General features: G+C 45.0%; 15 protein-coding genes. All 15 read right to left on the bottom strand.

Annotation, left to right across the window (positions count from 1 at the left end; translation table 11 throughout):
- Positions 1-3 precede the first annotated feature (3 nt).
- The gene (gene pyrB / locus WCW66_00240) at positions 4-924 is read right to left on the bottom strand and encodes an aspartate carbamoyltransferase (GenBank protein MFA6391166.1); all 921 of its coding nucleotides are present in this window, start codon (positions 922-924) and stop codon (positions 4-6) included.
- 172 nt (positions 925-1,096) lie between these two features.
- Complete coding sequence (gene gatB, locus WCW66_00235) at positions 1,097-2,593, bottom strand: Asp-tRNA(Asn)/Glu-tRNA(Gln) amidotransferase subunit GatB (GenBank protein ID MFA6391165.1); 1,497 nt, start codon at positions 2,591-2,593, stop codon at positions 1,097-1,099.
- A gap of 216 nt (positions 2,594-2,809) precedes the next feature.
- Positions 2,810-5,056, bottom strand: a complete 2,247-nt coding sequence (locus WCW66_00230; GenBank protein MFA6391164.1) for a hypothetical protein — start codon at positions 5,054-5,056, stop codon at positions 2,810-2,812.
- A 12-nt stretch (positions 5,057-5,068) separates the two neighbouring features.
- Positions 5,069-5,428: a FlgD immunoglobulin-like domain containing protein gene (locus tag WCW66_00225; GenBank protein MFA6391163.1), complete on the bottom strand. Its 360-nt coding sequence runs from the start codon at positions 5,426-5,428 to the stop codon at positions 5,069-5,071.
- 378 nt (positions 5,429-5,806) lie between these two features.
- Positions 5,807-6,484 carry a thymidylate kinase gene (locus WCW66_00220; GenBank protein MFA6391162.1) on the bottom strand — a complete coding sequence of 226 codons (678 nt, stop codon included), beginning with the start codon at positions 6,482-6,484 and terminating at the stop codon, positions 5,807-5,809.
- On the bottom strand, positions 6,484-6,969 hold the full coding sequence (locus WCW66_00215; protein MFA6391161.1) for a dihydrofolate reductase: 486 nt from the start codon (positions 6,967-6,969) through the stop codon (positions 6,484-6,486). The genes WCW66_00220 and WCW66_00215 overlap by 1 nt, the downstream gene beginning before the upstream one ends.
- Before the next feature lie 43 nt (positions 6,970-7,012).
- Positions 7,013-7,912 carry a thymidylate synthase gene (gene thyA, locus WCW66_00210; GenBank protein ID MFA6391160.1) on the bottom strand — a complete coding sequence of 300 codons (900 nt, stop codon included), beginning with the start codon at positions 7,910-7,912 and terminating at the stop codon, positions 7,013-7,015.
- 82 nt (positions 7,913-7,994) lie between these two features.
- A complete protein-coding gene (dut, locus tag WCW66_00205) occupies positions 7,995-8,417 on the bottom strand; it encodes a dUTP diphosphatase (protein ID MFA6391159.1) in 423 nt (140 codons plus the stop codon).
- Positions 8,414-8,956 (bottom strand): AAA family ATPase, encoded by a 543-nt coding sequence (locus WCW66_00200; protein ID MFA6391158.1) that lies wholly within the window; start codon positions 8,954-8,956, stop codon positions 8,414-8,416. Before WCW66_00200 ends, dut begins: the two co-directional genes overlap by 4 nt.
- A gap of 12 nt (positions 8,957-8,968) precedes the next feature.
- Positions 8,969-9,511, bottom strand: a complete 543-nt coding sequence (locus tag WCW66_00195; protein MFA6391157.1) for a cytidine/deoxycytidylate deaminase family protein — start codon at positions 9,509-9,511, stop codon at positions 8,969-8,971.
- A gap of 23 nt (positions 9,512-9,534) precedes the next feature.
- Positions 9,535-10,218: a 50S ribosomal protein L1 gene (rplA, locus tag WCW66_00190; protein ID MFA6391156.1), complete on the bottom strand. Its 684-nt coding sequence runs from the start codon at positions 10,216-10,218 to the stop codon at positions 9,535-9,537.
- A 61-nt stretch (positions 10,219-10,279) separates the two neighbouring features.
- Positions 10,280-11,164 (bottom strand): DUF5671 domain-containing protein, encoded by an 885-nt coding sequence (locus WCW66_00185; protein MFA6391155.1) that lies wholly within the window; start codon positions 11,162-11,164, stop codon positions 10,280-10,282.
- 19 nt (positions 11,165-11,183) lie between these two features.
- Positions 11,184-11,609, bottom strand: coding sequence for a 50S ribosomal protein L11 (gene rplK, locus WCW66_00180; GenBank protein ID MFA6391154.1), 426 nt, complete (start codon positions 11,607-11,609; stop codon positions 11,184-11,186).
- Positions 11,610-11,714: 105 nt separating this feature from the next.
- A complete protein-coding gene (locus tag WCW66_00175; GenBank protein ID MFA6391153.1) occupies positions 11,715-12,047 on the bottom strand; it encodes a nucleoside triphosphate pyrophosphohydrolase in 333 nt (110 codons plus the stop codon).
- 11 nt (positions 12,048-12,058) lie between these two features.
- A complete protein-coding gene (nusG, locus tag WCW66_00170; GenBank protein ID MFA6391152.1) occupies positions 12,059-12,604 on the bottom strand; it encodes a transcription termination/antitermination protein NusG in 546 nt (181 codons plus the stop codon).
- Positions 12,605-12,607 lie beyond the last annotated feature (3 nt).

Genomic DNA, 12,607 nt, shown 5'->3' with positions numbered 1-12,607 from the left:
AGTTTATTTTCCTAAGGTTAAGGCTAAAAGTGCTTCGCGTACCCAAAGGCCGTTGGAAGCTTGCTGAAAGTAGTAAGCGTAAGGAGTATCATCCACTTCATAATTAATCTCATTCACTCTCGGCAGCGGGTGCAGGATCCGGAAATTCTTTTTTACCTTTTTCAGCAGTTCATTATTGATGATGTAAACATCCTTCACTTCTTCGTATTCCATCGCGTCCGCAAATCTTTCTTTCTGGATACGAGTCGCGTAGAAAATATCCATTTTCGGCATCAGCCCCTCCGGCCGGGTATGTTCGGAGTATTTAGTTTTATTCTCTTTAATCTCATTTAATACATGCTTTGGCATTTTTAGGGATTCCGGTGAGATAAAGTACAGCCGGCAGTTGAACAGCGACAGCGCATACGCCAGAGAGTGAACTGTGCGTCCGTATTTCAGATCTCCGACCATCGCCACATTTAAGCCATTCAGTTTTTTTTGCGTTTCCAGTATGGAAAACAGATCCAGGAAAGTCTGGGTCGGATGCTGATTGGCACCGTCACCGCCGTTTAAAATCGGATTATTCGAAACATCCGCTGCCAGACGTGCCGCGCCTTCCAGTGAATGGCGCATGACGATAACGTCGCAGTACTTTTCCACGATCCGGATAGAGTCAGATAGCGACTCGCCCTTCGCGGAAGAACTGGTTTTCGCGTCAGCCAGAGTTATGACGGAACCCCCCAGCCGCTGCATCGCGGATTCAAACGAGAAGCGGGTTCTGGTAGACGGCTCAAAAAACAAACTGGCCATGATTTTTCCTTTGAGCAGGTCGGTCTTTGGTGAGCTTTTAAATTCTTTGGCTTTTTTCAGTACATGGAGGATTTCCTGCTTGGAAAAATCCCTGATTGAGATAACGTCCCTGTTTTTGAAGTTGATTTTGTTCATATTGTTTCCTTAGGATAAAAAAAATCCCTTTTTCAGGGAATAAATCACCGCGCAATATATTTTCGGAACAAATTGTCGGTGTGGTTGTTAATCATTTCAATCGCAGTGTATCAGTTATCAAACCGCCTGTAAACCCCCATCTAATACCGAGTTTTCCACAGTTTTTTTCTATTCAAAACTGACCCATAATCTTTTTCAGCATTTCGGTGGCTACTTTCGGATTGACCTTCCCTTTAGTTTCCTTCATTACTAATCCTACTAAAAACTGCAGTACCTTATCATTTCCTGATTTAAAATCAATAACAGCTTTTTCATTTGTTTCAACAATTTTTTTCACAATCAGCTCAATCTCTGATGAATCATTCATCTGCTTCAAATTCTTTTCTTCAACAACCTGAGAAGGATCGGAACCTTTTTCAAACATTATCCTCAGAACTTGTTGCGCGGCACTGCTGTTTATTTCTTCCATATAAACCATCTTAACCAGTTCGGCCATATTCTCCGGTGTTACTTTGATTTTTTCAGGTTCAATTTGGCTTTCTTTAATCAGCATGAAAAGTTCTGTAGTGATCCAGTTAACTGTCATCTTCACCAGTTTCTTTTTCGTCTCCTCATCCAATTCAGATTTGTCTTCCTGGCTCGCTACCCATGCTTTAAGTTCAGTAATTGTGTTTTCAAAAAAGTCAGCAACTGTCCGGGAATAAGTCAGAGTAACCGCCTGAGAATAGGTCGTGCCCAATTCCAAATGGAACCTTTTTCTTTTTTCATCCGGCAGTTCCGGCAATTTTGTTTCAATACTTCTGACATATTCCTCAGTAAAATGAAGTGGCGCCAAATCCGGCTCGGGGAAATACCGGTAGTCATGTTCTTCCTCTTTACTGCGCTCTTCTTTGGTAATCCCCTGGTCGTCCAGCCAGCGCCTGGTTATCAGCTTATCAGGTGGAGTACCCGCTTCCCATAATTTGGACTGTCTTTCTATTTCAAAGATAAGCGCTCTTTCCACACCACGGAAAGAGTTCATGTTTTTTATTTCCGTCTTTGCATAAAATTTCCTGTCACCTTCCGGCCGGAGAGAAATATTCGCGTCACAGCGCAAATTGCCCTTTTCCATGTCAGCGTCGGATATGTCCAAGTATTCTAAAAGCAGTTTCAAGTCAGCTAAAAATATTCTGGCTTCCGCCGGCGTCCTAATATCCGGTTCTGTGACTATTTCAATAAGTGGCGAACCAGCGCGGTTAAAATCCACCAGACTATAATCCGCATCGTTGGGGTGCATCAACTTTGCCGCGTCCTCCTCCATATGCAGGCGGGTTATCCCGATGCGTTTCCGCTCTTCACCGATGGTAATAATCAAGCGCCCGTCCTCACCGACCGGCTGGTCAAGCTGAGAAATCTGATAGCCTTTCGGCAAGTCAGGGTAAAAATAGTTTTTCCGGTCAAATTTGGAATACTCATTTATCTTGCAGTGTAGCGCCAGTGCAGTGAGCAAGGCATGGTCAGCCGCCTGCTGGTTGGTTACCGGCAGTGTCCCGGGATGTCCCATGCAGATTGAGCAGACATTGGTATTCGGCTTGGCTTGATCGCTGTCATTGGAACATGCGCAAAACATCTTGCTCTTGGTATTGAGCTGTACATGTATTTCCAGACCGATGATTGTTTCCAGTTTCATGGGGTAATTGTATCATATACACACCAATAAGCTCAATAATACCAATTTTCTAATCGTCATTCTGAATTTATTTCAGAATCTCTCATTAATAGATATTGAAATAAATTCAGCATGACACTAATTACACTTTGTTCAATAAAAAAATGCGCTCCCCGGCCAACATATGCATGTTGTACAGAAAACGCATGTCACTTATGTTCAATTCTCACACTCGTGTTACCGAGCGGATTCCAATTCCCTCAGACGCTCCGAGGTCTGCGGGTCAACTTGTTCGAGACGGACTCCCTCCTTGCCGCGTCTTACCGCCGTCACGGTGTACGCCACCTTCGCGGAGGATCCGATGGGATCGTGGATGGTGAAACCGTCAGTGTGCGTTTCCACCCACAATTGCCCGGTCGGACCGTAAGGCGTCACCTGCACATGCGGCTCCTCGGTCTCGGAGATGAGTTCAAAGAACGTGTCATCCAGCGTTACCCGGACAGTGCCGTTCCGCAGTTCGGCGAAACCCTGGTCGGAAACCATGGGCGACGCCGACGTCATGCCGTAGGACTGCACCATGCCGTCCTTGGTGTCAGCGTACTGAGCGATGTCCGGAACATAGAGTGTGGCCGCCATAGTGGATGTGCCGAGCACTTCAAGGTTTCCTTCGAAATACCCTGCCGTGTAGAGTACGTGCGTATCTTCATCTACATTGCGACCATAAACACCAGCACCATCGTGTGAGTGTACCTCGCCCCACACTCCCCGCGTAGCTCCACTGGTGGAGCTGTTGACACCGAACACGCCAGCACCGTAGTTGCTTGCAGATTTGGAATCACCGATGACACCAGCTGACTTGCCAGTTGTTGCATAGCTGACGCCGTAGACTCCTGCAGCAAAGTCCGGAGTAGGTCCATCCCCTCCTTCTCCCCGGATTTCTCCAAGCACTCCGAACACATCGCCGACCGCACCCGTTCTGCTTGAGAGTCCATAGACCCCAGCTGCACTGCCACTCGAACGTTCCGGAGTGTCGGTTGTACTCCTTGCGTTTGATAGAGTCTCCCCGTAAACGCCGAACACGTTACCAGAAGTCGCAGTTTCTTTACCGTAAACAGCTCGCTTGTTGTCTGCTGAACTGCTCTCCTGAACATGAAGCGGGTAACTCGGTGAAGACAGATTGATCCCGACCTTGTCGTTCGTCCAGAGCACCCCACTCCCGATCGTCCAATCACCGTCGTCGAAGCTGTCGGCGATGATGTTCGTGGCGTGAATCGTGCCGTTGACGTCCAGTGTGTAGGCCGGCGAAGTGGTCCCGATGCCGACCTTGCCATTCTGTAAGACAGTTAGAGCTTCAAGTGATGATCCTCCGTTGTAGACATCTAACCCCATTCGATTATCAACTCCAGTTCTAAAACTCCAGTATCCCCCGCTTCCCAAGAAGTTACCACCGGAATTGATAATATCCGATGCCGCAACAGAGCTGTAGATTTGTCCATTTACATCTAATTTTCTTCCTGGTACCGTCGTCCCAATGCCGACATCTCCAGTGTTTGTAACTGTGATTGCCGCTTTGGGGCTACCACCATTATAGACATCCAGGTTGAACCTGTTGGAAGTGTCGGTTCTCAGCCCCCAATATCCGTTACTCCCGGAGAATTCATCATCCAGAGGAGTATTGGACTTCACCTTGCTGGAATAAATCGTTCCAGCCACATCCAGTTCTTGTATCGGACTTGTTGTTCCGATGCCGACGTTACCAGTGAAAGGTTCAATGGTCAAAAGCGGAGCCGGAATCGTCCTTGCCGGGTTACTTGATGCAACGCCAACAATGAACTTTTCTGTACTGCTGATGCCAATGCCCCAGGGAACAATTGACTGCTTAGTAAGTCCAATGTAGCTGTTGTTGGTTGCGACATTCGCCCTCGTAACACCAAGACTGGCATAGTCCTTCGTGTCAGGAGATGCTTCATCAACAACTTGGACAATCCCACGAATATCCAGATTACTTGTGGGATTATTAGTCCCAATCCCAACATTCCCCGTCGGCCGGTACACGTCCGTGCCGTTCGTCTCCCACAGAGACTCGCCACCGCTCGCGTTGAGCGCGACGATCGCAGTATCAGACATGGCTGAACGGAAGGCGTAAGGAACCGTCACGATCTGCTGGCGCGGCTCTAGAGTTTCACCCGCCACGTCGATCTCCAGCCAGAGCGCGGCTCCGGTGAAAATTTCCTTCGGCAGAGGCGTGTTGGAGCCGAGGTATGCATCGAACAAACCGTTCGTGACGGTCAGCGTGTCGGTGTCGCTCCAGAGGAGTGATCCGGCAGTGTTCTGGTCAAAGATGCGGAAAGCAAAGACGAGCTCGCCGGAAGCCGGAGCACCGGCGTTCGTGAGCTGTCCCTGGTATGACACCTGCGCGGGTACGGCAGCAAGTGCCGCGACTGCCACAAGCAGTGCCACCATAAGAATGCCGAATGTCTTCATTCCGTTTCTCCCTTACTTGACCAGCAGGAGTTTCCTGCTGAAGGTTTCGTGGTTTGTCACGAGCCGGACGAAGTAAACGCCCGTCGCAACCTGTAACCCTTGGGTATCAGTACCATCCCACTGGATTTTGTAGAATCCGGGGAGGCAAGAGCCCGTGGTCAGTTCCCGCACTAGAGCGCCGCGCAGGTTGTAGATGCGAAGTGAAACCTGCTCAGGTTCGCTGCCTCCGATGGAGAATGGAATCACCGTAGCTGGGTTGAAGGGATTGGGATAGTTCTGGTCAAGTGAAGTCGACATCGGCACCAGAGGGATATCAACACCGGAAACGACACTGATCTCATTCCAGTAACCGAAGTGGACCAGAAAAACCATCCCGCCTGCCCGACTGGAAACACTCTGGCCAAGTGACGCTTGAAGCGTCCATTGACCGCTTGTGCTAGGTCCGTGCCCTGCACCGACAACTGACCGGGCAAGCACATACTGTGCGCTTGCATCGACAGTCACCAGTAAAAGTAGCACACAACCAAGCATGCAAATCCTCGCAAGTCGGTACATAATCTCCCCTTTCGTCAGAGCCAATTGTCAAAGGGCTATTCCCCAAATCACCAGCCAAAACAATCTCAGCTAGTGATCTAGAAAACCCTCCTCTAAATAAAATAAACGACCTTTAGGCCGCCCAATATTTTCTTACTATGTAATTATACACTAGCGCATATTAGAAATATCTGTCAAGTCGCTCCCACGCCGGGGCTATTTGATCAATCCTGATACTATTTCCCACACCTTTTCATGAATTGCATCGCGGGAAAGCAGTTCGCCATTTTCCACGCATTCCACAATCTGAAAACCGTATTTCTTTGCCGCTTCCAGATAGGTTTTTTCCGCGTTTTCTAGGTGATTCAAATCCTCTTCATGAATATCATGCGTTTTGCCTTTCAAATATTCCCTCGCTTCTTTTTTCGCAACCAGTCCTTGCGCGATTCTGGCCGGGACATAAAGCAGAATTGTAGCATTTGGCCTCGGAATTCCAAGCATGTTATATTCCATGTTATCAAGCCAATCAAAATACTTTTCTCTGTCCTTATCATCTTTGATTTTTCCGCCCTGATGCCCCATATTGGATGATACATACCGGTTGGCGATAACAATCTTTCCATCAATTAGACTTCTGTATAAATCCTTACTGGCAGCATAACGGTCCAAAGCGTAAAAAAGCGAGGCCGTGTGAGGATTAACTTCGTCCGCTTTGCCGAACTCTCCGTTCAAATAATCCTCCACCATCGCGGCGGAACGCTTTCCGTATCTCGGAAAATCCGCGTATTCTTTGCCGATTCCCTCCTGTTCTAAACGCGCCAACAATAAATCCGTCTGGGTCTTTTTACCGGACCCGTCCGTTCCGTCTAAAACAATCAGCTTGCCTTTTAACATTATTTTTCCAGTTCTAAAAATGTAAATTGAAAATTTTCGTGCCTTCCGTTACCTTTCACCGTAACTTTTTCAAATGCGGAATAATCAGGAAAAAAAGTGTCCCCATCATAATCGCCTTTAACGACAGTCAGATACAGTTTATCCGCGAGTGGCAGTGCCTGTTTGTAAATCTCCCCACCACCGATTATAAATATTTCGTCCCCGCCTTCCTGCTTCGATGCAAATTCTATTGCATTTTCCAGAGATGAAGATACGAACCCGCCTTTAGTCGCTTTCAGGTTGCGCGATATGATGATATTTGTACGGTTCGGCAATGGTCTCCCGATCGATTCATGGGTTTTTCGTCCCATAATTATCGGATGTCCTGTTGTAATCTCTTTAAACCTTGCTAGATCTTCCGGAATACTCCATAACAGTTTGCCGTTCCGACCGATGGCGTGGTTTTCGGATAAAGCGCAGATGATATTGATATGAGACTTGGACATAATTTTTATATCAAGATTCAGATATTTTTTTCTTCCCGTCATCCTAAACAGCTATTTGGGCGACAATCCTCGGATGCGGGTCATAATCCTCTAGAGAAAAATCTTCAAACTTAAATTGAAATATATCCTTAACATCCGGATTTATTTTCATCACCGGAAGTTTCTTCGGGGAGCGGGAAAGCTGGAGTTTTACCTGATCCATGTGATTATTATAAATGTGTACATCCCCGAACGTATGGATGAAATCTCCCGACTCAAGTCCGGTCACCTGCGCCATCATCATCGTGAGTAGCGAATATGAGGCAATATTAAAAGGCACGCCTAAAAATACATCGGCACTGCGCTGATAAAGCTGGCAGGATAATCTGCCGTTTACTACGTAAAACTGAAACACGGTATGGCAGAGTGGCGGAGCAGATTTCTTACCTTGAACTAAACTTTGGATATCCGCTACGTTCCACCCGCTGACCAGAATCCTTCTGGAATCCGGATTAGATTTAATCATATCCACCGCGTTCTGAATCTGGTTGATTTTTGTTCCGTCCGGCGCTTCCCAGCGGATCCACTGCTTGCCGTAAACCGGACCTAAGTCTCCCCATTTTTCCGCAAAACTTGTTTCTGATTTTATTTTTTCCACAAATTCGTCCAGCGATTCATTCTGATATTCCGAACTTGCCTTATATGTTTCGTACGGCCATTCATTCCATATTTTTACTCCTCGGTCCACCAGATATTTGATATTCGTATCACCGGTTAGAAACCAAAGCAGTTCGTGAATTATTCCTTTCACAAACATTTTTTTGGTGGTTAAAAGCGGGAACCCGTCCTGTAGATTCACCCGCATTTGATAGCCAAAATGACTGCGCGTTCCCGTTCCGGTGCGGTCGGATTTATCGACACCCTTGTCAACAATCGTTTGTAATAAATCGAGATATTGTTTCATTACTATCTAAAATTCAACTTGATGCTTCTTATTTATAAGGCGAGCAAGCTCGCCACCTACTCCCTAATCCCTAAACCCTAATCTACTTGCCCGTACTTCCAAATCCGCCTTCACCCCTGGGTGATTCAGAGAGTTCATCCACTTCCTCAATTTCCGCTGTTTCAATTTTTTGAATTAAAAGTTGTGCGATTTTATCCCCCTTGTTAATGACAAAATCCTCCTCGCCGGCATTATATAAAACTACTCCGTATTCACCACGATAAGTATATTCAATCACCCCGCCAAAACTAGTGATTCCGTATTTTGAAGCCAGCCCGCTTTTATCCCAGACCAATGCCACGTATCCTTCCGGTAATTCCAGGGCAAACCCGGTTTTAAAATGATGTCTTTTACCCGGCTTTAATGTTATCTCTTCCAAGGAATAAATATCCATTCCAGCATCGCCCGGGTGTGCGTACTTTGGGATCTGCAAATCCGGATGTAGTCGCTTTATTTTTATCTTCATCCGAGCAGATTATCTAATTGTTTATTAAAATCTTCCATCGTTCCGTTATTATCAATAATCACATCTGCTTTTTCAATCATTTCTTGAATATGTACTTCCGCTTCCGCTGCGCTGTCTTTCTGAAATTCCTCCCAAGTTTTTAATTCATCACCAGGATTTTCCGCCCTTTTTACGAGCCGTTCATAACGGGTTTTCGCATCTACCTGCAGGCTGACCAGTTTGAATCCCGGGATCGCTTTCAGATGTTCAATATCCGTCCAACGCCGGACACCGTCAATTACTATCACATCTACTTTGGCTTTTTTCACATCCTCAGCGATTGCTTTCGATAAAATATCCTGGGAAAAGTTTTCTCTCAGCACTTGAGAAATATTCTGCAGGTTTTCCCTGGTCTGCGGTAAATACACCCGGTCCGCCACATCCCGCAGAATAGTCGAAAAACGGAAACTTTCGGCTCCGTATTTTTCGCTCAGATATTTGCAAGCGGTACCTTTTCCGCTTGCGATCAGTCCTGTGAATCCAAGAACTTGTCTGTCCATGTAGATAATCTATTATTTTTTGGTTTTCATTTCCACATCACCCTCATCCGGTTTCATTACTTCTATCTCTTCCGCAAATATTTCCTGCAATTGTTCCTGCCATTCTTTATTTTCCTGATAGACCTCCACTTCAATCCCCGCTTCTTTAAGGAAATCCACTACTTTCGAATTGCGGTATACTTTTCCCATCACAACTTTTTTAATGCCAGCGGCAATAATATATTTTGTGCAATGTATGCAGGGGCTGTATTTCATATACAATATCGACCCTTGAGTATTTGTTCCCGAAATTGTGGCAGCCTGAAGAATAGCATTGTGTTCTCCGTGAATGGTTCTGACGCAGTGCCCCTCTTCCATTAGATGCCCTATATCATCACAGTGCGGCAGACCGGGAGGCGAACCGTTATAGCCGGTGGAAATAATTCTCCGGTCTTTAACCAAAACAGCGCCTTGATAAAGGCGGTCACAAGTACTGCGTGTTCCGATAATTTTTGCAATCGCCATGAAATAATCATCCCACGACGGGCGAACATGTTTTTTGGTTTCTTTTTCCATATTCCTCTCCCTAAAGTTTATGGTTAAAAAGCTACTTTTACGCTTGGTCCCATGGAACTCGCCATATGGACCTGCTTAATGTATGAACCTTTCAGTGACTCCGGTCTGGCTTTTTTAATCGCATCCATCAGTACTTCAAAATTCTCTTTCAGTTTCTGATCATCAAAAGATACCTTGCCGATCATCTGGTGTACATTACCGGAATCATCGGAACGGTACATAGCTTTGCCGGATACTAATTCGGAAATAGTTTTCTTCACATCTTTGGTAATGGTATCGGTTTTAGGGTTTGGCATTAAGCCTTTCTGACCCAGAATTTTGGCAATACTGCCCAAATTTTTCATAATCTGCGGTTCAGCAATAGCAATGTCAAAATCGCATTTTTTGGTGGATTTTATCTCTTTAATCACTGATTCATCGCCGATAATATCCGCACCTGCCTCTTTCGCTTCTTTTTCTTTTTCCGGAGATACAAAAGCTGCAATCCGTAGTTTTTTACCCAAACCATGAGGGATCAAAAAGGTTCCTCTGATCATTTGATCCGCTTTCTTGGTATCGATTCCCAGACTGATGTGCACCTCCACCGAAGAATCAAACTTGGTGGTAGATGTTTCTCTGATAATATTAATCGCTTCCGCTATCGGATAGACCTTAGTTTTGTCGATTTTCTTGCTTGCTTCGATATAACGCTTACTTTTTTTGGTCATTGTATTTCCCTTCGTGGTGCAAACCCCCGGTTTTGCCGAGGTCCCACAAGTTAATTATTATTTATTCTTCTAATTTTTTATGAGATTCCTGTTCCCTGCGCACAGTCCGCCAATGGTACCAGAACAACGGGATACCTAAAAGGATAAACGGTAGATTGCGTGCGGCTTCAGTTTGAGTATTATCAAATGAAGTTTGGGATAAATTCTGCCAAGTTTCGTAATCAACCAGCCATCCTTTAGCGTTCGTAACAGTCGCTTCTTCAAGCTGGCACTTTTCCGCGCAGTCAATAATGCTTTGTACAGTGCCTTTTTCCATAACCATGGAATTCTCCTGACTGTATACTTTCTGGTTCAATCTGTCAGCTTCTGATGCGGCCGGGAAAATCCAGGTTTTCAAAACTAGGTTGATCATTATACCACCAGCAATCACAAACATTAACAGTGCTCCCAAAGACACTAAGTAGAAATAAATTGGGCGCATAACAGTTGAATTGCCCTCTTTCTTGGCATCTTTCTGCACGGATCGGAAATGGATAATAAATATCGGTAGCGCGATAATCAGGAATGACAGCGCGGCAACTGCGGAACGTGAATTCTGATAATTAGGATTCTCGGCTGTTTCCTTCCAGATCGCATAGCTATCTTCCCAGGAACTAATGATGGTCTTATTATCATCTGTAATCTGGCATTCCTCTGCGCAGTCTATGCCATCAGCATCCTCAATCGCTTTCGGATCTACATCCGAATTGAAATAGAGTACGGGTGGTGGTCCGACACGATACGGATCATTATTGGCATCAGAAAATACCCATGTTTTCAAACCCAGGTTGATTAATGCAATCAAAGAACCGACAACCAGTGCCAGAGTAATAAATGACGCAATATAAAAATATATGTGTCTGATTAGATTCCCTTTTTTTTGCTTACTTGGTTGTTGTTCATCCATTGAATTTGTCGATTAATAATTATTTTTCGACTGTAAGCCCCATTTGACGGGCAGTACCTTCAATAATTTTCATCGCACCTTCGATGTCATTGGCATTCAGATCCGGCATTTTCTTTTCGGCTATTTCCTTGATTTGCGCTTTGGTTACTTTGCCCACTTTGGTGATCAATGAATTACTGGAGCCCTTTTGAATACCAGCCGCTTTTTTGAGTAGTTCTGCTGCCGGTGGTGTCTTAAGGATAAAGGAATAAGTCCTGTCTTCAAATACAGTGATTTCAACCGGAATAATATCTCCGCCGAGATCCTTTGTTTCGTTATTGAATTTAGTACAGAATTCCTGGATATTTAAGCCGTGCTGGCCTAATGCCGGCCCGACCGGAGGCGCTGGATTTGCTTTTCCCGCCTGAATTTGTAGTTTGATGACTGTCTTTATTTTCTTTGCCATTTTGATAGATTTAAGTTATGAGATTTTCGATTGAAGATTTAAGTTTCCGGAGTTAAATACATCTAGAAGCAATGTACTGACCACGGAGTTCAACCTTAAAGCTTTTTAAGACTCTTTAATACTGATTAATTTTATCCTGTTTTCAAATCCTCCCCGCTCTTCCTTTTTCATATTTTTCTTATCTGCGACATCATCGGGAGATATCTGTTCCAGATCTTGAACCGCTTCAACCAGTTCCAGTAAATCAGCGAGTTCGTTGATAATCTCATCTTTACCGTCAGCAGCTATTAGTTCCTTTGCCTCTTCAACAAACTTTTCTCTGAGCATTGTCCGATATTCATCTTCTTCCATTTGTTCATACTGACACTCGTCACCGGAAGCTTCGATCACTTCTGGGATACGGTCACGTACCAGTTTGTTGTATTCTACATCCTTCACGTTAATATTCTTTACAGTTTCTTAATCTGAAGTGAATCCAGTTCGGTAGGCGTTTCCCGGCCGAACATCGATACCAGTACTTTAACTTTTCCACGGGCATCATCAACTTCAGAAACTTTTCCTTCCATTTCTTTAAAAGGTCCGTCCACAATCCGTACCGGATCGCCGACTGACACGTCAATCTTATATTTCGGCTCTTCAATTCCCATTCTTTTCTGTAGATTCTTCACTTCATCTTCAGATATAGGTGTTGGCGTAGTGCCGGTACCCACAAATCCGGTAACATTCGGTGTATTTCTCACCACGTACCATGATTCATCAGTAACGATCATTTCCACCAGCACATAACCGGGGAATATTTTTTCCGTTACAATTTTACGTTTACCATTTTTTATCTTGATCTTCTTTTCGGTAGGAATCAAAACGTTGAAAATCTTATCCTCCATATCCATTGATTCAATTCTCTGTCGAAGATTTCGGGAAACATTTTCTTCATATCCCGAATAAGTATGTAATACATACCAACGTTTTCCATGTTTAGCGGTTTGTTTTGGCATTGC

It is taken from the genome of Patescibacteria group bacterium (genome assembly GCA_041664365.1).
In the GTDB taxonomy this organism is placed as follows: Bacteria; Patescibacteriota; Patescibacteriia; order UM-FILTER-42-10; family UM-FILTER-42-10; genus JAHJEX01.
This window is presented reverse-complemented; position numbering and strand designations above follow the sequence as displayed.